This is a genomic window from Arthrobacter sp. Y3224055 (assembly GCF_059090825.1).
This window is the reverse complement of record NZ_JBNHGB010000002.1, coordinates 107,143-132,195: the sequence shown is the minus strand read 5'-3', so window position 1 is coordinate 132,195 and position 25,053 is coordinate 107,143. Positions and strand designations below refer to the sequence as shown.

Here is a 25,053-nt window from a genome sequence, read left to right as displayed (position 1 = left end):
AAAGGTTGCTTGCGCCCTCAAAATTACCATGCCCGCCTCCGCTCCTGCCGTTCGTGACGGCTGTGCGACGGCGATGCGCGGGCGATGTGCGCAAGCTCACCCGCGCGGCGCGGGGGTGCCGAACGCGGCGACGGCGGGTGCCCGGAATGCGGGCACCCGCCGTCGTGCGTGGGGATGGTGGCTGCTGGCCGGGGTCAGGCCAGGAGCGTGGGCTTGAGCTGCTGCAGCCGGCCCAGCAGGCCGTTGACGAAGGACGGCGACTCGTCGGTCGAGAGCGTTTTGGCCAGCTCGACGGCCTCGCTGACCGCGACGCCGTCGGGGACGTCGTCGTTGTAGAGCAGTTCCCAGGAGCCGACCCGCAGGATAATCCGGTCCACCGCGGGCATCCGTTCCAGCGTCCAGCCCTGGGCGTAGGTGGCCAGGAACTCGTCGATGGTCGGCTGCAGGGCGGCGACCCCCTCCACAATCTGGGCGGTGTAGGGGTTGATCACCTGGTCGGTGTTGCCGCGACCGGCCAGCGCATCGGCCGGGGACACGCCGCGCTGTTCGGCTTCAAAGAGGACGTCGACGGCCCTGCGGCGGGCTTTGCCGCGGGCAGAAGTGGGAGCACTCACTAGTCGTTGACTCGTCCCAGGTAGTCGCCGGTGCGGGTGTCGACCTTGACCTTGGTGCCGGTCTCCAGGAACAGCGGAACCTGGATCTGGTAGCCGGTCTCCACGGTGGCGGGCTTGGTGCCGCCGGTGGAACGGTCGCCCTGCAGGCCGGGCTCGGTGTAGGTGATCTCCATGACCACGGAGGCGGGCAGCTCAATGTAGAGCGGGATGCCGTCGTGCATGGCGATGTTGACCTTGATGTTTTCCAGCAGGAAGTTCTCGTCGTCGCCGACCACCGGGCCGGGAACGGTGACCTGGTCGTAGTCCTGCACGTCCATGAAGACGAAGTCGTCGCCGTCCTTGTACAGGTAGGTGTAATCGCGGCGGTCAACCGTGGCGGTCTCGATCTTCAGGCCGGCGTTGAACGTCTTGTCCTGGATCTTGCCGCTGACGACATTCTTGATCTTGGTGCGCACGAATGCGCCGCCCTTGCCCGGCTTCACGTGCTGGAACTCAATGACGTTCCACAGCTGGCCGTCCAGCTTCAGCACGGTGCCGTTCTTGATGTCGTTGGTCGTGGCCACAGTTTCACTTTCGTCGATGATGGCGGGCCGCGGGCGGAAAGTCCGCCCGGCCCGGAGCGAAGTCCAGCAGACATTCTACCTGCTGGCGGGTTGCCTGACCGAAGCGCGGCCCTGCGGACGGGCTGGCCGCGCCTTGGCCCGGAGCGGTTCCAGCGGCCGGCAACGCCAGCCGCTGCCGCGGACAGGGTGGGTGGTTGCGTCCCACGTTTAGCCCTAACTGCCCACGTCTTGTCAGCCCAAAGGGCCCCGACGTGCGGAGATGTACGGGCCGCCCAGCCAAACGCGGGAGCGAACCCAAGGCGCGCCGGACCCCTGCGCCACCTCCGGCGCCGACGTCGGGGGCTACTCGGCGATCTCCTGGTAGGCGGCGAACAGCAGCGAGGTGTCCGGCACCTCCAGGATTCCGGGCTTGGCCAGGCCGTCGAGCACCACGAACCGCAGCAGGTCGCCGCGGGCCTTCTTGTCCCGCTTCATCCCGTCCAGCAGCGCGGCCCAGCGGTCGCGGCGGTAGGTCACGGGCAGCCCGAGCGACGTCAGGATCGCCTGGTGCCGGTCGGCGGTGGCGTCGTCCAGCCGGCCCACCATCCGGGACAGCTCGGCGGCAAAGGCCAGGCCGATCGAAACGGCCGCGCCGTGGCGCATCTGGTAGCGCTCGGCCAGCTCGATCGCGTGGCCGAGGGTGTGCCCGTAATTCAGGAACTCCCGGCGGCCGGACTCGCGCAGGTCGGAGGAGACTATCCCGGCCTTGACCCGGATGGACCGCTCGATGATCTCCCGCAGCTGCGGCGTGCCGGCGGTGCTGGCGGCCTTGGGGTCCGCTTCGACCACCTCCAGGATGGCCGGGTCGGCGATGAAGCCGCACTTGACGGCTTCGGCCAGGCCGGTGACCAGTTCGTTGGGCGGCAGTGTCTGCAGCGCGTCCAGGTCGGCCAGCACCGCGGCCGGCGGGTGGAACGCGCCGACCAGGTTCTTGCCCTCGGCGGTGTTGATGCCGGTCTTGCCGCCCACCGCGGCGTCCACCATGCCCAGCAGGCTGGTGGGGATGTGTACCACCTTGACGCCGCGCAGCCAGGTGGCGGCCACGAAGCCGGCCACGTCGGTGACCGCGCCGCCGCCCACGGCCACGATGGCGTCCGAGCGGGTGAAGTCGTTCTGTCCCAGCACCTGCCAGCAGAACGAAGCCACCTGGATGTGCTTGCCCTCCTCGGCGTCCGGAATTTCGGCGGTCAGCGCCTCCAGCCCGTTGGCGGCCAAGTCCTCGCGCACCGCGTCGCCGGTGGCACGCAGCGCGCGCGGGTGGATCACCAGGACCTTGCGGACCCGCTCCCCCAGCACCTGCGGCAGGCGGCCCAGCAGCGCGTGGCCGACGACGACGTCGTACGCCTCCTGGGGCGTGTTCCCGGTGACCGGGATGGTGGTTGCCTCGGCGGTGTTGCTCACTGTTCGTGCCTTTCATCAAGCAGTTGTCTCAGTTCGGCCAGCAGTTGCTGCTGTGATTTGCCGCGGGTGTCCAGCACCAGGTCCGCCAGCCGCTCGTAGACCGGCCGGCGTTGCCCGAAGGTCTCGATCCATCGGCCCACGGGGTCGCCGGCCAGCAGCGGCCGGCCGGTGTCCTTGATGATGCGCGGCCGCACGGTATCCACGTCGATGTCCAGGAAAACCACGGTGCAGTCGGCCAGCAGTTGCTGGGTGCCGGTGTCCAGGATGGCGCCGCCGCCCAGCGAGACCACGGCGGGCGGCCGGCCGGCGGCGAGCAGTGCGGCCACTTCGCGGGCCTCGAGCTCGCGGAAGGCGTGCTCGCCCATCGAGGCGAAGATCGCGGTGATCGGACCGTGGCGTTCGACGAGCCGCTTGTCGCTGTCGGCGAAGGCGAGGCCGTGCCGGCTGGCGAACTGGCTGCCCAGCGTCGACTTGCCGGACGCCATCGGGCCGATCAGGACCAGGTGGCGCCGCAGCTTGAGCGGCTGCCCGGCTGCCATTAGCGGCCGATCGAATCCAGCGACTCCGGGATCGCCGCCAGGTAGGACCGGAGGTTGCGTGCCGTCTCGCTCACGGAGTCGCCGCCGAACTTCTCGGTCACGGCCTCGGCGAGGACCAGGGCAACCATCGCTTCGGCGACGACGCCGGATGCCGGCACCGCGCAGACGTCCGAACGCTGGTGGTGGGCCTTGGCGGGCTCTCCTGTGGTGACGTCGATGGTGGACAGCGCGCGGGGCACCGTGGCGATCGGTTTCATGGCCGCCCGGACGCGCAGGGTCTCCCCGATGCTCATGCCGCCCTCGATGCCGCCGGCCCGGTTGCTGGCCCGCACGATGGTGCCGTCTTCGTCGCGGACGATCTCGTCATGGGCTTCCGATCCGCGGCGGGCGGCGGTGAGGAAGCCGTCGCCGACCTCCACGCCCTTGATGGCCTGGATTCCCATCAAGGCGGCGGCCAGGCGGGCGTCCAGCCGGCGGTCCCAGTGCACGTAGCTGCCCAGTCCCGGCGGCAGGCCATAGGCCAGCACCTCGACCACGCCGCCCAGGGTTTCGCCGTCCTTGTGCGCCTGGTCCACTTCCAGCACCATGGCCTCGGACGTCTCGGCGTCGAAGCACCGCAGCGGATCTTCGTCCAGCGCCAGGACGTCGCCCGGCCCGGGAAGCGGGCAGCCTTCGGGCACGGAGACCCGGCCCACCGCGGTGGTGTGGCTGACCAGTCGGATGCCCAGCGCGGCGAGGAACTTCGCGGCCACGGTACCCAGGGCCACGCGGGCCGCGGTCTCCCGGGCGCTGGCCCGTTCCAGCACGGGGCGGGCTTCGTCGAAGCCGTACTTCTGCATGCCCGTGAAGTCGGCATGGCCCGGCCGGGGCCGGGTGAGCGGGGCGTTGCGGGCCAGGTCCGCCAGGGCCGCCGGATCCACCGGATCGGCGGACATGACGGTTTCCCACTTGGGCCATTCGGTGTTGGCAACCTCGATGGCCACCGGGCCGCCCTGGGTCAGACCGTGGCGGACGCCGCCCACCAGGGTGACCTGGTCCTTTTCGAACTTCATCCGGGCGCCGCGGCCGTAGCCGAGACGCCGCCGGGCCAGGGCATCCTGGACCTCGGCCGCGGTCAATTCGACGCCGGCAGGGACGCCTTCGATAATGCCTACCAGGGCCGGACCATGGGATTCACCGGCGGTTAACCAACGCAACATGGATTCAATACTGCCATGCATCGGCGGGCTGTTTAGCGCCGCGGTGCACCTACCGCGTCACACATCACATTTGTGACTTCGGCGGCGTCGGTGAAGCGATCGCCGGCGAACAAGCGCACCTGTTCCACGGCCTGGTAGATGAGCATTTCCAAACCATGGACCACCGAGCCGCCCTGGCCTTCCCATACGGCTGCCAGGTCGCTGGGCCAGGGATCGTAGGCGACGTCGAGCAGCACGCGTCCGCTCCGGTCCGTTCCGGCCTCCGCCGCCAGCTCCGCGGCCAGTGAATCGGCGGCGCGCGGCGGCAGCGTGCAGACCACCGTCCCGGCCTGCCGCAGCGCGGCGGCCGCCTGGTCCCACCCGGCCACCCGCAGCGGCAGGCCGACGTGCCGGGCGATGCGTTGCACGCTCCCGGCGCCGGCCGGGTTCCGCAGGCACAGGGTCACCTCGGACGGTTTCAGGTCCCCCAGCGCGGCCGCGGCCGCGGCGGCGGTGCCGCCGCCACCGAGGATGACCGCCGGCCCGCCCTCTGCGACGCCGCCGTGGCGCAGCGCGCCGACGATGCCGGCCACGTCGGTGTTGTGGCCGGAGAGCGTCACCCGGCCCCCGCCGTCGTACTCGGGAACCACGGTGTTGAGCACTCCCAGCACGTCCACCAGTTCGCTGACCCGGTCCATCTGGCCGACCATGGCGGCCTTCAGCGGCATGGTCACCGACAGCCCGGCCCAGTCCCGCTCCGCGCGCAGGTCCCGGACGAACTGCGGCACCCGGTCCGCCGTGAGATCGATGGCCCGGTAGCTGCAGTCGAAGCCGATCAACTCATAGGCCGCGCGGTGCAGGGCCGGCGACCGGGAGTGGTCGATCGGATGGCCGAGCACCGCCGCCTGGTACTGCCGGGAAGCGGGCCGCGTGCCGGCCGGCACGCCGTCCGCGGGACGGGCGGTCAACTGCACCGGCCCTCTTCCTGCTCGCTGCACCACTGCAGGTATTCCTTGGTGTACGCGTTGTGCTCCGCCAGGGTCTCGGCGAACTTGGTCTCGCCGGTGTCCAAGTTGACCGTCACCCAGTAGTAGTAGGGGACGTCGGCCGGGTTGGCGGCCGCGTCGATGGCAGGCCCGCCGGGTGAGTTGATCGGCCCGGCCGGCAGCCCGGTGTGCGCGTACGTGTTGTACGGATTGGACTTGTCGGCCTTCTCCTCGGGCGTGATGTCGTAGCCCTTCCGGCCCAGCCCATAGGTGACCGTGGCGTCGGACTGGATCAGGCCGTTCGTCTCGGTGTTGTCCGGCTTGAGCCGGTTCTGGATGGCCCCGGCGACCTTGGCGTAGTCGGCCTCGCCGGCCTCTGCTTCGATGATGCTCGCGATGGTCAGCACCCGGAACTGTTCCTGCGGATCGGTGATGCCGTCCGCGGTCAGCCGCTCCTTGGTGTTGGCGACCAGTTCGGAGATGATGTCCTCCGCGGTGGCGTCCAGCGGCCAGCGGTACTCTCCGGGGAACAGGTACCCTTCCAGGTTCCGTGCGTCCTTGGGCAAATCGAACTGCTGCGGATTCTTGGCCAGCTCCGCGAACTCGGAGGCCGGGATCTTCGTGCCCTTACTCAGGGCGTCGAACACCTCGTTCTGCCGCCAGGTGCGGTTGATGGCAACGTAGGAAACCTTCTCCCCCACGTCCGCGAGCAGGATGGCGGCCGCGTCGGCGGCGGGCAGCTTGTACTGCATCTCGTAGTCGCCGGGCTGGACCTCCCGGCCGTTGGCCTGGCTGGCCAGCTCGCCCAGGAATATTTCGCTGTTGGAAACGATGTCCTGCTCCACGAGGGAACTGGCGATGGCCAGCGGGCCGGCGCCTTGTTCCACGGTGAAGGTCACCTGCCCCTCCCCGGGGCCGGCGTAGTCTTCGGGGCCGCCGCCCATGCCGAGCAGGTTCTGCAGGAACAGCACGACGCCGACCAGTCCGGCGGCGAAGACCGCGAACACCACCAGCATGATCGTGTTGCGCCGGCGGCGGGCACGCTGCTTGCTGCGGGGCGGGCCCTTGCGGCCGGGCGCCGGTTCGTCCTCGAAAAAGTCCAGCCGGCCGTCATGGTAGACCTGTCCGTCGTCCTGGTACACGACGCCGTCGTCGGCCACGTCCCAGTTTTGCTCCGCTTCGCCGTCCTCGGCGGGAACCTGCTGCTGGACCACGGTGGCCGGCTCCGGTTCATGCCAGGCGGCGGACCGTTCGTCCTCGATGATGGGTTCCGGCTCGTCCCAGCCGGCCGCAACCGGTGCGTCCCCGACGCCGGGTTCCGGCTCGTACCGAGCCGCGGCGACGGGGGCCGCGGGCGCGGCGGGGTGGGCGGGCGGAGAAGGCCACGCCTCGTCCGCGGGCGCTTCCTCCCATTCGGGTACGGCGTCGTCGTCCCAGTACGGCGGGACGGTGTCGTCGAAGCGCGGGTCGGCGGCCTGGCGGCCGCGTGCGGCGCGCCGGGACGGCAGGTTGTTCCAGTCGTCGGGGTGCTTGCTCATGTCCCGGGGTCCCCGCTTCGGTCATGTCCGTGCGAAATCGTCGGCTCCTCATGGCTGGCAGCCGGCACATGGCTGCCGGCGGGCGGTGCGACAGGTGTCCCCACGTCCTGCCCTTGGGCCCGTTGCATGTCAATAGCCTGCTGCAGTATACCCACTGCGGCTACCTGATCAACTACTTTACGATGTTGACGCGTATCCATACCAGCCTCCCGCAGCCCGCGGTGCGCCGCCACCGTCGTCAGGCGCTCGTCGATCAGGTTGACCCGGGCGCCCGACCCCGCCCCGGCCAGCGCTGCGGCCAGCTTCCGGGCGTAGTCGCGGGCCATTTCGGTGGAGGCCGAGTCGCCGCCGGAGAGGGTGCGCGGCAGCCCAACGAACACCTGCACTGCGTCCCGCTCGGCGGCCTCCCGCACCAGGACCCTGACGTCGCTGTCTTTCTTGGCGTCGCGCTTCAGGGTGCGCACCGGGGTGGCCAGGATCCCGTCCGGATCGCAGCTGGCCACGCCCACGCGCACCGCGCCGACGTCGACACCAAGCTTGGTGCCGTGCGGATAATCGGGAACAGACACCGGATGCCCTAGCGGTTGGCGACCGCGGCCGTCACGGCGGCCAGTGCCTCGTCGATCTTGGTGGCATCGGACCCGCCGCCCTGCGCGACGTCGTCCTTGCCGCCGCCTCCGCCGCCCAGTACTCCGGCGGCGGTCTTGACCAAGGCGCCGGCCTTGACACCGGCGGCACGGGCGGCCTCGTTGGTGGCCACCAGGATCAGGGGCCGGCCGTTGGCCACCCCCGTCATCGCCACGGTGACCGGGTCGGAGCCCAGCCGCGTCCGCAGGTCCAGGGCCAGGCTGCGCAGGTCGTCCGCGCCGCTGAGTTCGCCGGCATGGTGCGCCAGCAGCCGGACCCCAGCCACATCTTGGGCCTGGGCCACCAGCGAGGCGGCCGAGGCGGCGAGCTGTTCCTTGCGGAGCTTGTCCAGCTCCTTCTCCACGGACTTGAGCTTGGCCAGGGTGGCGGAAATCCGCTCGGGCAGCTGTGCCCCCGGCACCTTCAGCATTTCGGAGAGTTCGTTCACCAGCGCGCGCTCGGCGGCCATGTGGCGGAAGGCCTCCATGCCCACGAACGCCTCCACGCGCCGGTTGCCCGAACCCACCGATGCCTCGCCCAGCAGGGTCAGCGAACCGATCTGCGAGGTGGCCTCCACATGGGTGCCGCCGCAGAGTTCGCGGGACCACGCGCCGTCGATCTCCACCACGCGCACGGTGTCCCCGTAGGCCTCGCCGAACAGCGCCATGGCGCCCAGCTCGCGGGCCTGGGCCAGCGGCATGACGCGGGTCTGGACCTCGAAGTTGTTGCGGATGGCCAGGTTCGAGACCTCTTCGACCTCCGACTTGGCGGCGTCGGAGAGGCCCTCGCCCCAGGAGAAATCGAAGCGCAGGTAGCCGGCCTTGTTGAAGGAACCGCGCTGCAGCGCCTCCGGGCCCAGGATCTGGTGCAGGGCCGCATGGATGATGTGCGTGCCGGTGTGCGCCTGCTCGCCGGCCTGGCGTCGCTGGGCGTCGACGGCGGCCTGCACCGTGGCGCCGGAGGGCAGTTCGCCCTCGCGCACCACGGCCTTGTGCACGCTCAGGCCCTTGACGGGCTTCTGCACGTCGAGCACCTCGACCACGAACCCGTCGCCGGTGATCAGCCCGACGTCCGCGGACTGCCCGCCGGCCTCGGCGTAGAACGGGGTGGCGTCGAGCACCAGTTCGATTTCCTCGCCCTGGCCGGCGAAGCCGCGCACTTCGCCGCCGCGGACGATGCCTCGCACCGTGGATTCGGTGGTGAGTTCGTCGTAGCCGGTGAAGACGGTCTCGCCATCGGCGAGCATCTCGCGGAAGACGGTCACGTCGGCGTGGCCCAGCTTCTTGCCGCGGGCGTCGGCCTGGGCGCGCTCGCGCTGTTCGGCCATCAGCGTGCGGAATCCGGCCTCGTCCACCTGCAGGCCGGCTTCCTCGGCCATCTCGAGGGTCAGGTCGATCGGGAAGCCGTAGGTGTCGTGCAGGGTGAAGGCGTCCTCGCCGGAGATCGGTTTGGCGGCGGCCTTGGATTCCTTCACGGCCTCTTCGAGCCGCGCGGTGCCGGAGGCGATGGTGCGCAGGAACGCCTTCTCCTCGGCGTAGGCAATCCGGCTGATGCGCTCGAAGTCCTCGGCCACTTCCGGGTAGGTGCCCTTCATCGCATCCCGGGAGACCGGCAGCAGGTCCGGCAGGCAGGCGCGTTCCACGCCGAGCAGGCGCATGGCGCGCACCGCGCGGCGGATCAGCCGGCGCAGCACGTAGCCGCGGCCCTCGTTGGAGGGGGTCACGCCGTCGGAGATCAGCATCAGGGCGGAGCGGATGTGGTCGGCCACCACGCGCATTCGCACGTCGTCGCCGTGGTGCGGGTCGTCGTCGGACTCGGCGCTGGTGTACTCCTTGCCGGAGATCTCCGCGGCCTTGTCCAGCACGGGGCGGACCTGGTCCGTCTCGTACATGTTCTCCACGCCCTGCAGGATCATCGCGAGGCGTTCCATGCCAAGGCCGGTGTCGATGTTCTTCTGCGGCAATTCGCCCAGGATCTCGAAGTCTTCCTTGCCGATGCCGGCGCCGCGCTGGTACTGCATGAAGACCAGGTTCCAGATTTCGATGTAGCGGGTCTCGTCGGCGATCGGGCCGCCCTCGATCCCGTACTCCGGGCCGCGGTCGTAGAAGATTTCCGAGCAGGGGCCGGCCGGGCCGGGCTGGCCGGTGGACCAGTAGTTGTCCTTCTTGCCGGACTTCTGGATCCGCTCGGCCGGAACGCCCACCTGGTCGCGCCAGATGGCCAGTGCTTCCTCGTCCTCTTCGTACACGGTGATCCAGAGCTTCTCCGGCGGCAGGCCGTAGCCGCCCTGCTCCACCGGGCTGGTCAGCAGTTCCCAGGCCATCGCGATGGCCTGTTCCTTGAAGTAGTCGCCGAAGGAGAAGTTGCCGCACATCTGGAAGAACGTGCCGTGCCGGACGGTCTTGCCGACCTCTTCGATGTCCGCGGTGCGGATGCATTTCTGCACGCTGGTGGCGCGCGGGTACGGCGGCGTCTCGCGGGCGGTCAGGTACGGGATGAACGGCACCATGCCGGCCACGGTGAACAGCAGCGAGGGATCCGGCGACACGAGGGACGCGGAGGGGACCACGGAATGGCCCTTCTTCTCGAAGAAGTCGAGCCAGCGGCGGACAATCTCATGGGATTTCATGGTGCCTGTGTCTTACCTTCCGGGGTGCAATACGGTTGTGGGCGCCGGGCTGCGGCTTCGGTGACCGTAAAAAAACTTATCGCTTGCGGACGTCGTCGGCGGAATCGATGCCCAGGGCCAGGCGCAGGTCGGTTTCACGTTCCTGCATGCCGTCGCGGACCGCGTCGGCGAAGTTGGCCACGGAGTCGGCCACCTGCGCCAGGGCGCGGTTCAGTCCCGCCGGGCCCAACGCGTCACGCGTTTGGGACACCTTGCGTACCGCGAGCACGCCGATCGCCACGCCGGCGGCCATCCAGATCATTCGCTTCATGTCGGTTCCTCTTTCCGGTCAGCGGCCGCGGCGGCGCTTGCCCTCGGGCGCGCCCTTGCCGGCGGAATTGAAGGCGCTGCGCACGCCGTAGGAGAAGGCGGCCACCTTGATCAGGGGCGAGCCCAGGGTCGCGGAGACCAGCGAGGTCAGGGCCGACAGGTTGGCGGAGGCGTCCGAGACGTGGTTGGAGATCCCGTCGACCTTCCTGAGCTGTTCGTTGGTGGTGCTCACCGTGGTGGTGACTTCGCCGATCAGCGGCGTGGTGCCGTCGCTGATGTCCCGGATTGCCTGGCGCAGTTCGTCAAACACCTTGCCGAGCTTCCAGACCGGTATGGCCAGCAGGGCCACCAGCACCGCGAACACGCCCGCGGCGATCAGACCGGCGATATCTCCACCTGACATGGGCTCAAACGCTCCTATTTGTTGGTTCTTGGCGTACTCCGGTTCCGCGCGCGGCATGGGCGGGCCATCGGCTGCGGGTTCCGGCTAACGACGGCGGGGCGCACCTGGACGCAGGCACCGTACCGCCACTGACAACACCTTACCTACTGAACAGCCCGCGGCGATGCCGCGGGCTGTTCTGCGCCGACCCCGCGCACGGGGACGGCATCTCGCAGGTGCTGTCCCGGGGTTTCACGCCCGGGACAACGGGCCTAGCGAGCGTAGTATTCGACCACCAGCTGCTCTTCGCAGGTCACGGGGACCTCGGAGCGCTTGGGGCGGCGGACCAGGCGGGCCTGCAGCTTCTCCAAAGCGACATCCAGGTACGCCGGAACGTTGGGGAGCACGTCGCGGTGAGCGCCGGCAGCTGCCACCTGGAACGGGGGCATCTTCTCGGAGCGCTCGTGGACGTGGATCAGCTGGCCTTCGGAAACGCGGAAGGACGGGCGGTCCACGCGCTTGCCGTCAACCATGATGTGGCGGTGCACCACCAGCTGGCGGGCCTGGGCAATCGTGCGGGCAAAGCCGGCACGCAGCACCAGGGCGTCAAGACGCATTTCCAGCAGCTCGATCAGGTTTTCACCGGTCAGGCCGGCGGTGTTGCGGGCTTCCTCGAAGACACGGGTCATCTGTGCTTCGCGGATGCCGTACTGGGCACGCAGACGCTGCTTCTCGCGCAGACGTACGGCGTAGTCACTGTCCTGCTTGCGGCGGGCGCGTCCGTGCTGGCCGGGGCCGTACGGGCGACGCTCCATGTACTTCTCAGCCTTGGGCGTCAGGGCAATGCCAAGGGCACGCGAAATGCGGACCTTGCGGCGGGCTCGTGTGTTGTTAGCCACGATGTCCTTCCAGTTATGTGCGGTGCAATGGTTTGCTGGCCTCCATGTATCGGAGAGCGTTGGTCAACCGCTACCTTCAGCTACAGTCCGTTCGCGGCACGCGTCTGGCCCCACCTCTGATGTGATCCGGGGTTTGACGGCGCGTGAAGAACGGCTTGCCAGTCAGCCAACCATTCTAGCAGCAGCTCGGGTTGCTGCCGCACGCGTCCGGGTGCCGGCTTCCGGCCGCCGCCATTCGTGTGCAGCGGCGGCTTTGCCTAGGCTGGGTCCATGCGAGCCATTTTGCAGCGCGCCAGCCGCGCCAGCGTCAGTGTCGACGGCGCCGTGGTGGGCGCCCTGCCCGGTCCCGGACTGGTGGTGCTGGTCGGCGCCACCCACACCGACACCCCTGACGACGCCGTGGCGCTGGCGCAGAAGACCTGGCAGCTGCGGATCCTCGACGGCGAGCAGTCGTGTGCCACGGCCGGCGCCCCGCTGCTGGTGGTCAGCCAGTTCACCCTGTACGCCGACACCCGCCGCGGCCGGCGGCCGTCCTGGTCGGCGGCCGCCCCGGCGGCGGTCGGCGAACCCTTGGTGGAGGACTTCGTGGCGGCGCTGCGGGTGCTCGGCGCGCAGGTCGAAACCGGCGTGTTCGGCGCGATGATGGAGCTGGAACTGGTGAATTCCGGCCCGTTCACCGTCAGCCTGGACACGGAGGACTTCGGCAAGCCGCGCCGCGATTAGGGCGTGCCGCGCCGGGCAGCGCCGTCGTTGGACGCCGCGCACCGCCGTCGTTATTGGCCGCGGATGATCTTCCGCAGCCGGTCCACCCGGGCGGAGATCTCCCGCTCGGCGCCGTTGGTGGTCGGTTCGTAGTAGTTCCGGCCCACCAGGTCGTCGGGTGCGTACTGCTGGGTGGCGATCCCGTGCGGGGCATCGTGCGAGTACACGTAGCCCTTCCCGTGGCCCATCCCCTTGGCGCCGGCGTAGTGGGAGTCGCGCAGGTGCACGGGAACTCCCTGGCCGCGTCCGGCGCGCACGTCCGCCACTGCCGCGTTGATCGCCAGGTAGCAGGCCGGCGACTTCGGTGCGGTGGCGATGTGGACCACGGCCTGGGCCAGCACCAGCCGGGCCTCGGGCATGCCGATCAGCTGCACGGCCTGGGCGGCGGCGACGGCCGTCTGCAGCGCGGTGGGGTCGGCCATGCCGACGTCCTCGGACGCATGGATTACGATCCGGCGGGCCACGAACCGCGGGTCCTCCCCCGCCTCCAGCATCCGGGCCATGTAGTGCAGCGCCGCGTCCACGTCGGAGCCGCGCATCGACTTGATGAAGGCGCTGGTGATGTCGTAGTGCTGGTCGCCGGCCCGGTCGTAGCGCAGCGCGGCACGGTCCATGGCACGCTCGGCATGGGCGAGCTCGACGAGGACCGGGGCGCCGTCCTCGCCCGTTCCGCCGGACTCGCCCCAGGCCACTCCGGCGGCGGCTTCCAGCGCGGTGAGGCCGCGGCGCGCGTCGCCGGCGGCCAGCCGCACGAGGTGTTCCAGTGCCTCGTCGCTGAGGGCCACGCGCCCGGCCAGCCCGCGCTCGTCCGCGACGGCGCGCACCAGCAGGGCCTCGATGTCGGCGGCGGTCAGCGGCTGCAGCGTCAGCAGCAGCGAGCGGGACAGCAGGGGCGAGACCACGGAGAACGACGGGTTCTCGGTGGTCGCGGCGACCAGCACCACCCAGCGGTTCTCGACGCCGGGCAGCAGCGCGTCCTGCTGCGCCTTGTTGAAGCGGTGGATCTCGTCGAGGAACAGCACGGTGGTGATCCGGTGCAGGTCGCGGGCGGTCAGGGCCTCGTCCATCACCCGGCGCACGTCCTTGACGCCGGCGGTGATGGCGGAGAGCTCCACGAACTTGCGGCCGGGACCGCGGGCGATCACGTGCGCCAGGGTGGTCTTGCCGGTGCCCGGCGGGCCCCACAGGATCACCGAGGACGGCCCCGCCGGTCCGGTGGCCGCACCGCCGGCGGCCAGCAGCCGCAGCGGCGATCCCGACTGGAGCAGGTGCTGCTGGCCGACCACGTCGTCCAGCGTGCGCGGCCGCATCCGGACCGCCAGCGGGCTGCGCGGACGCCCGGATCCGGCGTCGGCCTCGCCGTCGGAATCCGGTCCCCGGCCGTCGCCGTCGTAGTCTTCATCATCGCCCGCGGCGGCACTGAACAAGTCACTCACACGTCAAGGCTATCGTTGCCCCCTGACGCCCGGGGACCGGCCGCGCTATTCCTAAAAGTCGATGCGCATCACGGCGCGGCGGGGCGTGGGGCGGGTGACCTCGCGGAAACCCGCCGCGCTGAAGATGCTGTGGCTGCCCACGTACAGTTCGCCCCACGTCAGCCGCTGCCCGGGCTTGGGGATGAGCGGGTAGCCCTCGATGGCGCGGGCGCCGTTCTCCTTTGCCCAGGCGGCGGCCGCCGAAGCCAGGGCCCGGCTGATGCCGCGGCGCCGGAAGCCGGTCCTGGTGGTGAAGCACACCGCCGCCCACACCGTCCCGTCGTCGGGGTCTTCGTCGCGTCCGGCCCACACCACCCTGCTGGTGCGCAGGCGCCGGTAGGCCGTCCGGGGTTCCACGGCGCACCAGCCGGCCGGTTCGCCGTCCAGGTAGGCCACCAGGCCGCTGGTGGAACCGGCCTCTGGATCACCGCACCGGGTTTCGGCCCGGAGCCGGAAAGCCCGTTCCTCGACCAGCTCCTCCCGCCACCGGGCCGCGGGGGTCTGGAACCACTGGCATTGGCAACGCGCCGCTTCGCCGCGGGTGCCGAAGACTGCCTGCAGATCCTCCCAGGAGGCTTGGTTTGCCGGGACGACGGCGACGCCGGCGCCGGCAGCAGCTGTCTGCATGCTCCCAGCAGACAGCACGGCGGGCACGCACCGCAAGGGGTGCGCGCCCGCCGTCGTACGTCAGGGACGGATCAGTGCCCGGCTACTCCGCCTTGGCCCCGGCCTCCTTGGCCGCGTCCTTGGGCTGCGGCTTGGCGTCGACGCCGGCTTCCTTGCGCTGCTGCGGCGTGATCGGTGCCGGCGCCGCGGTGAGCGGGTCGTAGCCGCCGCCGGTCTTCGGGAAAGCGATGACCTCGCGGATGGACTCCTCGCCGGCCATCAGGGCGACCACGCGGTCCCAGCCGAAGGCGATGCCGCCGTGCGGCGGGGCGCCGTACTTGAAGCCCTCCAGCAGGAAGCCGAACTTGGTCTGCGCGGACTCCTTGTCCAGCCCCATCACCTTGAACACGCGTTCCTGCATGTCACGCTGGTGGATACGGATGGAGCCGCCGCCGATTTCGTTGCCGTTGCAAACGATGTCGTAGGCGTAGGACAGCGCCGACTCCGGGTCGGTGTCGAAGGTGTCCATGAACTCCGGCTTCGGCGAGGTGAAGGCGTGGTGCACGGCCGTCCACTTGCCGCCGCCCACGGCCACGTCGCCGGAGGCGACGGCCGCCTCGGCAGGCTCGAACATGGGCGCGTCGACCACCCAGACGAACGCCCAGTCGCCCTCGTTGATCAGGCCGGTGCGGTGGCCGATTTCCACGCGCGCCGCACCCAGCAGCGCTCGGGAGGCGGCACGGTCGCCGGCCGCGAAGAAGATGCAGTCGCCGGGGTTGGCGCCCACGGTGCCCGCGAGGTTCTCGCGCTCGAAGTCGGTGAGGTTCTTGGCCACCGGGCCGGTCAGCTCCCCGTCCTCCTGGACCAGCACGTAGGCAAGGCCCTTGGCGCCGCGCTGCTTGGCCCACTCCTGCCAGGCGTCCAGGGTGCGGCGGGCCTGCGACGCCCCGCCGGGCATCACCACGGCACCCACGTAGGGCGCCTGGAAGACACGGAACGTGGTGTCCTTGAAGAATTCGGTCAGCTCGGTCAGTTCCTGGCCAAACCGCAGGTCCGGCTTGTCCGAACCGTACTTGTCCATCGCCTCGGCGTAGGTCATCCGCGGGATCGGGGTGCTGATCTCGACGCCGACCAGCCGCCACAGGGCCTGCACGATCCGCTCGCCCAGGGCGATGATGTCGTCCTGGTCCACGAAGCTGGCCTCGATGTCCAGCTGGGTGAACTCCGGCTGGCGGTCGGCGCGGAAGTCCTCGTCGCGGTAGCAGCGGGCAATCTGGTAGTACTTCTCGAAGCCGCCCACCTGCAGCAACTGCTTGAACAGCTGCGGGGACTGCGGCAGCGCGTACCAGGCCCCCGGGGCCAGGCGCGCCGGGACCAGGAAGTCGCGGGCGCCTTCGGGCGTCGAGCGGGTCAGCGTCGGGGTCTCAATCTCCACGAATCCGTCGCCGTGCAGGAGCTCGCGCGCCACCCGGTTGGCTTCCGAGCGCAGCCGCAGCGCCTTCGAGGGGCCAGGCCGGCGCAGGTCCAGGTAGCGGTGCTTGAGGCGGGCCTCCTCGCCCACCTCCACGTGCTCGTCCACCTGGAACGGCAGCGGGTCGGCGGTGTTGAGGACGACGACGTCCTCCGCCATGACCTCCACCTCACCGGTGGCGAGGGCCGGGTTCTCATTGCCCTCCGGACGCTTCTCCACGGTGCCCTTGATCTGCAGCACGTATTCATTGCGGAGCGAATGGAACACGTCCTCCTCGCGGACTACTACCTGCGCCACACCGGAGGCGTCGCGCAGGTCCAGGAACGCCACACCACCGTGGTCGCGGCGGCGGGCCACCCAGCCGGCGAGGGTAACGGTTTGTCCGATGTGCTCGGCCCTGAGGGTGCCGAGGTCGTGTGTGCGCAGCACAACAGTCCTTCCGGTAGAACGATTCGCTCATCTGTTCGCCGCCCGCTGTTTACCTGGTGCGGCGGCGGGGTACGGCTATGGTGAGTGGAGATGTAGACGAGTTTACCGTTGATCAAGCTGCGCCCCGGACCTCGGCTGCCGCCGCGCGAGGGGAAATGGCCCGGACCGGCCGGCCGGCGCCGGGGCGCAGCGGGCAAGGAGCTGGAGCAACTGTGAGTAGTGAATCGTCGCTGGAACGCCGCCTCGGCGGGGTCGACGCGACCACCGTGGGCGTCGGATCCATGATCGGTGCCGGCGTCTTCGTGGTGTTTGGTCCCGCGGCCGCCGCGGCCGGTTCGTGGCTGCCGCTGGCGCTGGGCATCGCGGCGTTCGTGGCCTATTGCAACGCGGCGGCGACTGCGCAGCTGGCCGCCCTCTACCCCACCAGCGGCGGCACGTACATTTACGGACGGAAGCGGCTGGGCGAATGGCCCGGCTTCCTGGCCGGCTGGAGCTTCGTGACCGGCAAGATTGCCTCCTGCGCGGCCATGGCCCTGACCTTCGGCCTCTACGTTTTCCCGGAGTATGCCACGGCCGCTGCCGTGGCCGCCGTCGTCGTGCTGACCTCGATCAACCTGCTGGGCATCACCCGGACCGCTTGGGTGACCCGGTGGATCGTGTCGTTCGTGGCCGCCGTGCTGGTGTTCGCGGTCGTTGTGGCCTTCGACGCCGATCCGGTCGGGGTCCCGGGCGGGCAGATCGCCACGTCCCCGTATGGTGTGCTGCAGGCCGCGGGGCTGTTCTTCTTCGCCTTCGCCGGCTACGCCAGGATCGCCACCATGGGCGAAGAGATCCGGGAACCAAAGAAGCTGATTCCGCTCGCTATTTTCTCCGCGCTGCTGATTACCTTCGTGCTCTACGTGCTGATCGGCCTGGGACTGCTGCGCTACCTGGGACCCGAGCTGCTGGCGGAGAGCGATGCCCCGCTGCGCGCCGTCATGGAGGAGGTCGGCGGCGGCGTGGGCACCACGGCCATGGGCATCGCAGTCGCCCTCGCCAGCCTGGGCGCCCTGCTGGCGCTGATCGCCGGTGTCGGCCGGACCACGTTCGCCATGGCCCGGGAAGGCGACCTGCCGCGCGTCTTCGCCACGGTGGGCACCCGGTTCAAGGTTCCGTGGGCGGCGGACCTGGTGGTGGCCGCCGTCGTCATTTTCCTGCTGCTCACCCAGGATGTGCTCGCCGTGGTGGGGCTCTCCAGCTTCGGCGTGCTGATTTACTACAGCGTCACGAATGCGGCCGCCCTCACCCTCGACGAGCGGCCCTGGCACGCGCCGAAGCTGCTGAATGTCGCAGGGCTCCTCGGCTGCCTGCTGCTGGCCTTCACCCTGCCGGTCACGTCCGTGGTGATGATGCTGGCGGTGCTCGGCGCGGGCGTGGTCGGCCGCGCGGCGCTGGCGCCGGTCCGCCGCCGTCCGGGCGGCTGAGCGGGGCCGCCCGGCCGCGGCTGCTGAGCGGGGCCGCCCGGCCGCGGCCGCTGAGCAGGGCCGCCCGGCCGCGGCCGCCCTTAGTTGGCGGCCGCGGTGATCTGCGGGGCCAGATCCTCCGCCGGAGGGGTCCAGACCGCCGGATCCGCCGCGGCCTGGTCGCCGGAGCGAATGTCCTTGACCTCGTGGCTGAGGCTGCCGTCGTCGGCCACGGAGGTGAACCAGACGTAGGGGATGCCGCGGCGGTCCGCGTACTTGATCTGCTTGCCGAACTTGTCTGCCTTCGCGGCTACCTCCACGCTGATGCCGCGTGAACGCAGCTCCCCCGCCACGTCCTGGGCCTGCGACCAGCTGTCCTCGTTGGCCAGTGCGACCAGCACGGTCGTCGGCACCTGCCGGGACGCCACGGCGAACTCCTGTCCCAGGATCCGCATGACCAGCCGGGTCACGCCGATGGAGAGGCCGACGCCGGGGAAGGTCCGGTTGCCCTTGGCCGCCAGCGCGTCGTAACGGCCTCCGGAGCAGATGGATCCCAGCTGCTCATGGCCCACAAGGACGGTTTCGTAGACCGTGCCGGTGTAATAGTCCAGGCCGCGGGCGATGCTCAGGTCGGCCAGCACCTTGCCCGGGGCGCGCCGGTGCGCCTCGCCGATTACTTCCTCCAGCTCGGCCAGGCCGGTGTCCAGCAGCTCGTGCCGGACACCGAGCGCCCGCACCTGGTCCACGAAGGAGGTGTCCTCGGTGCGGATGGATGCCAGCTTCAGCGCGGCCTGCGCCTGTTCGTCGGTGGCGCCCAGTTCTTCCTGCAGCAGCGCGGCAACCTTCTCGGGACCGATCTTCTCCAGCTTGTCGATGCTGCGCAGCACCCCGGCGGTGTCGGTCAGCCCTATCCCGCGGTAGAAGCCTTCGGCCAGCTTGCGGTTGTTCACGCGCAGCTTGAACTCGGGGATGGGCAGCGCGCTGAGGGCCTCGACGATGACCAGCGCCAGCTCCACGTCGTAGCGGAAGGGCAGCTCGCCGTCGCCCACCACGTCGATGTCCGCCTGGGTGAACTCGCGGGCCCGGCCCTCCTGCGGACGTTCGCCCCGCCAGACCTTCTGGATCTGGTACCGGCGGAAGGGGAAGGCCAGGTGGCCGGCGTTCTCCACGACGTAGCGGGCGAACGGGACCGTGAGGTCGAAGTGCAGGGCCAGCTTGTCTTCGGACTTGCCCTCGGATTCGTCGGCCTGCAGGCGGTGCAGGCCGTAAACCTCTTTGTCGATCTCGCCCTTGCGCAGCAGCTGGGCCACGGTTTCGACGGCGCGGGTCTCGATGGAGGAGAAACCGTGCAGCTCAAACGTCCGGCGCAGGGAATCCAGAACATGCAGCTCCACAAGCCTCTCCTGCGGAAGCCATTCCGGGAAGCCTGACAGGGAGGCCTTGCGTGCCATACGGACGTATCTCCTAGTAGATGAGGGGTAAGGATGAGGCGGGTGCATTGAAGCCGACGGCGGTGCTGCGGCACCGGATCGCTAGACTTGCTGCTGGACCAGTTTAAGGCCTGCCACGGCAGCGGAACCAAACGCGCTGCCGGGCGCCGCCCCGGCGCCGGGCGGAGCCGTTCAGCGCAACGACCAGGAGGAGCTTTGGCCCGGAGCCGTCATGACCGCGAAACCCGGCGCCGCATCGCCCGGATGGAGGCCAAACGCGACCTGCGCCGGCAGCAGGCGGCGCGGCGCAAGCGCGACAACATCATCGCCGGCGCAGCCTTGGCGGCACTGGTAGCCGGCGGCGTGATCGTCCAGATGACCGTGTTCGCCTCGAACCCCACTCCGTCCGAGGTGGAACAGGTCCGCCGAGGCCTCGAAGACCCGCAAGGCGTCGCCTCGCCGCCGCCCTCCGCCAACGCGGCCGGCATCCCGTCGCCGGAGATCGCCGAGGGAAAGGTCTTCAACGGCACCATCGCCACGAACGAGGGCGATATCGGTGTGGAACTGGACGGCAACGTGGCGCCGCAGGCGGCAGCGGTCTTCAGCACCTTGGCCCGGGACGGTTTCTTCGAGGGCAAGAACTGCCACCGGCTCACCACCGCCGCCAGCATGGGCGTGCTGCAGTGCGGTTCCGTGGACGGGGCCGGCGGCGGCGATCCCGCATACCAGTGGGGCCCGGTGGAGAACACCCCCGAAGACGGCGTGTATCCGGCCGGCACAATCGCCGTCGCCCGCGGTGCCGATACCTACAGCAACGGGACGCAGTTCTTCATTGCGTGGAAAGATTCCACCATCCCGCAAGATACCGGCGGCTACACGATTATGGGTAAGGTAACCGAAGGGCTGGACGTCATCGAGCAGATCGCGGCCGGAGGCGTCGAGGATGCCGACAGCCAGGACGGCCCGCCTAAGATACCGGTAACAATAGAGTCGTTCACCCTCCAGTGAGCACCCACCACGATGGTGCCGCTGAATACGCGGCCCCAGGCACAAGCGAAAGAGTTCTAGCGGTGACACCCAGTCAGCAATCCGACGAAGCAGCCCAGACCGCCGAGACCGAACAAGCCGCAAACGGTTTGGCAGCGGAACAGGTTCCGACCGACCAAACGGCAAACGGCTCGGCAGCCGGCCAGCCGCCTGCCGCAGAGGCGGCACCCGCTGAGCCGGCAACCGAGCAGGCCCCGGCCGCGCCCTCCCCCAGTGCCCCGAAGCCGGCAGGCAAACCGGCCCCGAAGCCCGCCCCGGGCCGCAAGCCCACGCCGGCGGCCATGCCGGGAAAGATTGCTGCCGCTGCCCCCGCACAGCACGTCATCCCTGTTCCGGCGGTCGCCTCCACACCGCTGTCCGAGGCGTCCAAGTGGGCCCGAGTCACCGACGACGGCCACGTCTTCCTGCTGGTCGACGGGCAGGAACATCCGGTCGGACAGTACCCGGACGCCAGCAAGGACGAGGCGCTGGCCTACTTCGTGCGCAAGTATGACGACGTGGCGGCCCAGGCTGCCCTGCTGGAACAGCGGGTCGAAGCCAAGGCTCCCTCCAACGACATGCACAAGACCCTTGAGCATCTGAAGGCCCAGGTGGCCGAGCGGCACATGGTGGGCGACGTGCCCGCGCTCGAGTCCCGGCTGGCGAAACTTGGCTCAGCCATCAGCGAACTGCAGAAGGCCGAGAGGGCAAACCAGGAAGCCCAGCGAGCCGCAGAACTGGCGGCCCGCGAAGCCATCGTCGCCGAAGCCGAGGAGATCGCCGGCAAGGACCCGTCGTCGGTGCAGTGGAAAACCAGCAGCGCCCGCATGAACGAACTCTTCGACGCGTGGAAGGCCGCCCAGAAGAACGGCATCCGGCTGGGCCGCAGCACCGAGGACGCACTGTGGAAACGCTTCCGCTCGGCACGGACGGTCTTTGATCGGCACCGCCGCGCGTTCTTCAGCCAACTGGACAGCGACAACGCCGCGGCAAAGGCCGCCAAGGAAGCCCTGATCGCCCGGGCCGAAGAGCTTTCCACCTCCACGGACTGGGGCCACACCGCGGCCGAGTACCGGAAGCTGATGGACGATTGGAAGGCATCCAAGCGCGCCAGCCGCAAGGACGACGACGCGCTCTGGGCCAGGTTCCGGGCGGCGCAGGACAGGTTCTTCGCGGCACGCCAGGCCGCCAACGAGGCAATCGACCAGGAGTTCGCCGCCAACCTGGTGGTCAAGGAAGCGCTGGTCGCCGAGGCGCAGGCGCTGCTGCCAGTGACCGACCTGTCCGCAGCCAAGAAGGCCCTGCAGTCCATCCGTGATCGTTGGGAGGAAGCCGGCAAGGTTCCGCGCGGCGACATGCAGCGGATCGATGCCGGCCTGCGCAAGGTCGAGGATGCGGTCAAGGCCGCGGAGGACGATCACTGGCGCCGGACGAATCCGGAGACCAAGGCCCGCACCAACAGTGCCCTGTCCCAGCTCGAGTCGGCCATCGCCGGGCTCGAGGATGACCTGGCTCAGGCCGAAAAGGCCGGCGACCAGCGGCGGATCGCCAAGGCCCGGGAGGCCTTGGAGGCGCGCCGCCAGTGGCTCGACACGCTGCAGCGCTCAGCGGAGGACTTCTCCTAGAGGACTAAGCCCTACACAACCCGAGGGCCCCCGAACGGCTTTCACAAGGCGTTCGGGGGCCCTTCGGCTGTCCCGGCCCGTTTGGCATGCTGTCTGCATGGCCCGTCTACATCCCGCCGCCATGGCGGCTGAACGTATCGCCCAGGCCGCGCCGGCGGTACTGCGGCCGGGGCATCCGTTCAGCCGCAGCGAACTTGAGTGCATGCGCCTGGAGGGCCTCTTAGTCAACGTCTACGGTCCGGGGTTTGCCTTGCCATGGGAGCCGATCACGCCCCGACACCGTGCGGCAGCGGCGTACTTCAGCCTGCCCGGGCATGTCCGCCGGAAAGTGGTGCTGGGGAGGATGACGGCGGCATGGGTCTACGGCTGCGCGCCGGCCCCGCAGAAACTCTCGGTGCTGCTGGACCACCGGCACAGGACCACGTCGCAGGGCCGGTACCGCCTTGCCCTGATCCACGAAGTGACACTTGGCCCCCTCGATACCGTGACCATCGGCGGGGTCCCGGTGAGCACGCCGCTGAGGACCGCGCTGGACGTGGCCCTGCACGTTCCGGACCAAGAGGCCATCCCCGTGTTGCGGGCGCTGGCCGGGGCCAGCGGGCTCGGCTGCCCGCTGGACGCCGTCCGGCAGGCGGTCGAGGCGAGGCCGAGGCTGCCGGGCAAGGCCCGGGCCCTGCAGCGCCTGGACTCGGCGACGGGTACGGCCTGACGGCGGAAACGTTCCTGCGCGGCGGCCGCGGAGTGGCGTTTCCCCGCGGGCGGGCGGATCAGCGGCGCTGGGACCCCGAGGTGCGGTACACGTCGTAGACGCCGTCGATGCGCCGGACCGCGCTGAGCACATGGCTGAGGTACTTCGGGTCGCCCATCTCGAAGGAGAACCGCGAGATCGCGAGCCGGTCGCTCGAGGTATGCACCGTGGCCGAGAGGATATTGACATGGTTCTCGGCGAGCACCCGGGTGACGTCGGAGAGCAGGCTCTTGCGGTCCAGCGCCTCGACCTGGATCTCCACCAGGAACACGCTGGACTGGGTGGGCGCCCACGCGACATCGACGATCCGGTCGGGGCTTTCGCGCAGTTCCGCCACGTTGCGGCAGTCGGACCGGTGCACCGAGACGCCCGAGCCCCGGGTAACGAATCCGATGATGGGATCCGGCGGGACCGGGGTACAGCACCGGGCCAGCTTGACCCAGACGTCGCCGACCCCCACGACCGTGACGCCGGAGTCCGGATGCTTCGGCCGCCTGACTGTCGTCGGGAGCGACGGCTCGGCCTCCTCGACCGCCTCGCGTCCGCCGAGCAGGCCGACCAAGTGCTCGATCACGTTCTGGGCGGACGTATGGCCGTCGCCCACGGCGGCGTACAGCGCCGACACGTCGGCGTGGTGAAGTTCCTGCGCCACCGACATCAACGCGTCGTGCGTCATCATCTTCTGCAGCGGCAGGTTCTGCTTCCGCATGGCGCGGGTGAGCTGGTCCTTGCCCTTTTCGATCGCCTCTTCGCGGCGCTCCTTGGTGAACCATTGGCGGATCTTGTTCCGTGCCCGCGGGCTCTTGACGAAGCCCTGCCAGTCCTGGCTGGGACCGGCGCCCTCCGCCTTGGAGGTGAAGATCTCCACCCAGTCGCCGTGGCTGAGTTCGCTGTTCAGCGGGACCAGCTTGCCGTTGACCCGGGCACCGATGGTGCGGTGGCCGACCTCGGTATGCACGGCATAGGCAAAGTCCACCGGCGTTGATCCTGCCGGCAGCGCCATGACTTCGCCCTTGGGCGTGAAGACGAAGACTTCCTTGGCGTTGATTTCGAACCGGAGGGAGTCCAGGAATTCGGCGGGGTCGCTGGTCTCCTGCTGCCAGTCGACCAGGCTGCGCAGCCAGCCCATGTCACCGCCGTCGGCCGTCCCGCCGCGGGCAATGTCCTTGTACTTCCAGTGGGCCGCGACGCCGTACTCGGCGCGGCGGTGCATCTCGTGGGTGCGGATCTGGATTTCCACCGGCTTGCCGCCCGGGCCGATCACCGTGGTGTGCAGCGACTGGTACATGTTGAACTTGGGCATGGCGATGTAGTCTTTGAACCGGCCGGGCAGCGGGTTCCAGCGCGCATGCAGGGCACCGAGTGCCGCGTAGCAGTCGCGGACCGTGTCTACCAGTACCCGGATGCCCATCAGGTCGTGAATGTCGTCGAAGTCCTTACCCCGCACGATCATCTTCTGGTAGATGGAGTAGTAGTGCTTGGGCCGGCCGGTGATCGTGGCCTTGATCTTCACCGCGCGCAGGTCGTCGCCGATCTTGGTGCGCAGCGTCGTCAGGTACTTCTCCCGTTCGGGGGTGCGCTCCCCCACCATCCGCACGATCTCTTCGTAGACCTTCGGGTGCAGGGCCGCGAAGGAAAGATCTTCCAGCTCCCACTTGATGGTGTTCATGCCCAGCCGGTGCGCCAGCGGGGCGAAGATCTCCAGGGTTTCGCGCGCCTTCTTCGCCGACGACTCCGGCGAGACAAAGCGCCAGGTCCGGGCGTTGTGCAACCGGTCGGCCAGCTTGATCACCAGGACGCGGATGTCCTTGGCCATCGCCACGACCATTTTGCGCACGGTCTCGGACTGGGCCGCGTCGCCGAACTGCACCTTGTCCAGCTTGGTGACGCCGTCCACCAGCATCGCGATTTCCGGACCGAACTCCGCCTTCAGGTCGGCGAGCGTGTACTCGGTGTCTTCGACCGTGTCGTGCAGCAGGGCGGCGGCCAGCGTCGTGCCCGTCATGCCCAGTTCCGCGAGGATCGTGGCCACAGCCACCGGGTGGGTGATGTACGGGTCGCCGCTCTTGCGTTTCTGCCCGCGGTGGCTGCGCTCGGCCACCACGAAGGCGCGGTGGATCAGGTCGAAGTCCTCGCGCGGGTTGTTGGCCCGGACGGTGCGCAGCAGCGGCTCCAGGATGGGCGAGTAGCTGGTCCCGCCCCGGCCGGCCAGCCGGGCAAGCCGGGACATCGTCCGTTCCCGGCGCCCCGGGAAGGCATGGCGGACCGGTGCGTTGCCCGGGGCTTCGGCGGCCGCGGGCACAACAGAAGGACCAGGATCCGGTGTCACACCGGC

General features: G+C 69.5%; 22 protein-coding genes. 5 read left to right on the top strand and 17 right to left on the bottom strand.

Annotated elements, in window-relative coordinates:
- Nucleotides 1-194: 194 nt before the first annotated feature.
- The 12 genes from nusB to rpsD all read right to left on the bottom strand — a co-directional run bounded on the left by nusB (nt 195) and on the right by rpsD (nt 11,704).
- A complete protein-coding gene (nusB, locus tag AC5RTY_RS05915; RefSeq protein ID WP_493999804.1) occupies nt 195-614 on the bottom strand; it encodes a transcription antitermination factor NusB in 420 nt (139 codons plus the stop codon).
- Entirely contained in the window at nt 614-1,177 is a 564-nt protein-coding gene (gene efp, locus AC5RTY_RS05910; protein ID WP_493977527.1) for an elongation factor P, read from the bottom strand. The genes nusB and efp overlap by 1 nt, the downstream gene beginning before the upstream one ends.
- Nucleotides 1,178-1,519: 342 nt before the next feature.
- A complete protein-coding gene (aroB, locus tag AC5RTY_RS05905) occupies nt 1,520-2,617 on the bottom strand; it encodes a 3-dehydroquinate synthase (protein WP_494139205.1) in 1,098 nt (365 codons plus the stop codon).
- Complete coding sequence (locus AC5RTY_RS05900) at nt 2,614-3,156, bottom strand: shikimate kinase (protein WP_493999806.1); 543 nt, start codon at nt 3,154-3,156, stop codon at nt 2,614-2,616. The genes aroB and AC5RTY_RS05900 overlap by 4 nt, the downstream gene beginning before the upstream one ends.
- Nucleotides 3,156-4,355, bottom strand: a complete 1,200-nt coding sequence (aroC, locus tag AC5RTY_RS05895; protein WP_493999807.1) for a chorismate synthase — start codon at nt 4,353-4,355, stop codon at nt 3,156-3,158. Before aroC ends, AC5RTY_RS05900 begins: the two co-directional genes overlap by 1 nt.
- A 32-nt stretch (nt 4,356-4,387) precedes the next feature.
- The gene (locus AC5RTY_RS05890) at nt 4,388-5,302 is read right to left on the bottom strand and encodes a shikimate dehydrogenase (protein ID WP_494139344.1); all 915 of its coding nucleotides are present in this window, start codon (nt 5,300-5,302) and stop codon (nt 4,388-4,390) included.
- Nucleotides 5,299-6,858 carry an endolytic transglycosylase MltG gene (gene mltG, locus AC5RTY_RS05885; protein ID WP_494139204.1) on the bottom strand — a complete coding sequence of 520 codons (1,560 nt, stop codon included), beginning with the start codon at nt 6,856-6,858 and terminating at the stop codon, nt 5,299-5,301. Before mltG ends, AC5RTY_RS05890 begins: the two co-directional genes overlap by 4 nt.
- Complete coding sequence (gene ruvX / locus AC5RTY_RS05880; protein WP_494076820.1) at nt 6,855-7,427, bottom strand: Holliday junction resolvase RuvX; 573 nt, start codon at nt 7,425-7,427, stop codon at nt 6,855-6,857. Before ruvX ends, mltG begins: the two co-directional genes overlap by 4 nt.
- Before the next feature lie 8 nt (nt 7,428-7,435).
- Nucleotides 7,436-10,114 carry an alanine--tRNA ligase gene (alaS, locus tag AC5RTY_RS05875; RefSeq protein ID WP_494139203.1) on the bottom strand — a complete coding sequence of 893 codons (2,679 nt, stop codon included), beginning with the start codon at nt 10,112-10,114 and terminating at the stop codon, nt 7,436-7,438.
- A gap of 76 nt (nt 10,115-10,190) precedes the next feature.
- Nucleotides 10,191-10,424, bottom strand: a complete 234-nt coding sequence (locus AC5RTY_RS05870) for a DUF6167 family protein (RefSeq protein ID WP_494023022.1) — start codon at nt 10,422-10,424, stop codon at nt 10,191-10,193.
- An 18-nt stretch (nt 10,425-10,442) separates the two neighbouring features.
- Nucleotides 10,443-10,826 carry a DUF948 domain-containing protein gene (locus AC5RTY_RS05865; protein WP_493999812.1) on the bottom strand — a complete coding sequence of 128 codons (384 nt, stop codon included), beginning with the start codon at nt 10,824-10,826 and terminating at the stop codon, nt 10,443-10,445.
- A gap of 251 nt (nt 10,827-11,077) precedes the next feature.
- Nucleotides 11,078-11,704 (bottom strand): 30S ribosomal protein S4, encoded by a 627-nt coding sequence (gene rpsD / locus AC5RTY_RS05860; RefSeq protein ID WP_493967703.1) that lies wholly within the window; start codon nt 11,702-11,704, stop codon nt 11,078-11,080.
- Nucleotides 11,705-11,974: 270 nt separating this feature from the next.
- On the opposite strand from rpsD, the gene dtd reads away from it, so the two are divergent.
- Nucleotides 11,975-12,427, top strand: a complete 453-nt coding sequence (gene dtd / locus AC5RTY_RS05855; RefSeq protein ID WP_493999813.1) for a D-aminoacyl-tRNA deacylase — start codon at nt 11,975-11,977, stop codon at nt 12,425-12,427.
- 50 nt (nt 12,428-12,477) lie between these two features.
- Here dtd and AC5RTY_RS05850 read toward each other — a convergent pair whose 3' ends face one another.
- The 3 genes from AC5RTY_RS05850 to aspS all read right to left on the bottom strand — a co-directional run bounded on the left by AC5RTY_RS05850 (nt 12,478) and on the right by aspS (nt 16,447).
- On the bottom strand, nt 12,478-13,902 hold the full coding sequence (locus tag AC5RTY_RS05850; RefSeq protein ID WP_494139202.1) for a replication-associated recombination protein A: 1,425 nt from the start codon (nt 13,900-13,902) through the stop codon (nt 12,478-12,480).
- Nucleotides 13,903-13,953: 51 nt separating this feature from the next.
- Nucleotides 13,954-14,568, bottom strand: coding sequence for a GNAT family N-acetyltransferase (locus AC5RTY_RS05845; RefSeq protein ID WP_494139201.1), 615 nt, complete (start codon nt 14,566-14,568; stop codon nt 13,954-13,956).
- A gap of 82 nt (nt 14,569-14,650) precedes the next feature.
- Nucleotides 14,651-16,447, bottom strand: coding sequence for an aspartate--tRNA ligase (gene aspS / locus AC5RTY_RS05840; RefSeq protein ID WP_494139200.1), 1,797 nt, complete (start codon nt 16,445-16,447; stop codon nt 14,651-14,653).
- Between the two features lie 212 nt (nt 16,448-16,659).
- On the opposite strand from aspS, the gene AC5RTY_RS05835 reads away from it, so the two are divergent.
- On the top strand, nt 16,660-17,910 hold the full coding sequence (locus tag AC5RTY_RS05835) for an APC family permease (protein ID WP_493999817.1): 1,251 nt from the start codon (nt 16,660-16,662) through the stop codon (nt 17,908-17,910).
- 80 nt (nt 17,911-17,990) lie between these two features.
- On the opposite strand, the gene hisS is transcribed toward AC5RTY_RS05835, so the two are convergent.
- On the bottom strand, nt 17,991-19,340 hold the full coding sequence (gene hisS / locus AC5RTY_RS05830; RefSeq protein WP_494139199.1) for a histidine--tRNA ligase: 1,350 nt from the start codon (nt 19,338-19,340) through the stop codon (nt 17,991-17,993).
- Between the two features lie 195 nt (nt 19,341-19,535).
- Here hisS and AC5RTY_RS05825 point away from each other — a divergent pair, with 195 nt between their 5' ends.
- From AC5RTY_RS05825 to AC5RTY_RS05815, 3 genes are all read left to right on the top strand, one after another.
- Nucleotides 19,536-20,327: a peptidylprolyl isomerase gene (locus AC5RTY_RS05825; protein WP_494139198.1), complete on the top strand. Its 792-nt coding sequence runs from the start codon at nt 19,536-19,538 to the stop codon at nt 20,325-20,327.
- Between the two features lie 62 nt (nt 20,328-20,389).
- Nucleotides 20,390-21,970, top strand: a complete 1,581-nt coding sequence (locus tag AC5RTY_RS05820; protein WP_494139197.1) for a DUF349 domain-containing protein — start codon at nt 20,390-20,392, stop codon at nt 21,968-21,970.
- Between the two features lie 97 nt (nt 21,971-22,067).
- On the top strand, nt 22,068-22,679 hold the full coding sequence (locus AC5RTY_RS05815; protein WP_494139196.1) for a type IV toxin-antitoxin system AbiEi family antitoxin: 612 nt from the start codon (nt 22,068-22,070) through the stop codon (nt 22,677-22,679).
- A gap of 58 nt (nt 22,680-22,737) precedes the next feature.
- Here AC5RTY_RS05815 and AC5RTY_RS05810 read toward each other — a convergent pair whose 3' ends face one another.
- Nucleotides 22,738-24,948, bottom strand: coding sequence for a RelA/SpoT family protein (locus AC5RTY_RS05810; protein WP_494014064.1), 2,211 nt, complete (start codon nt 24,946-24,948; stop codon nt 22,738-22,740).
- Nucleotides 24,949-25,053: the final 105 nt, after the last annotated feature.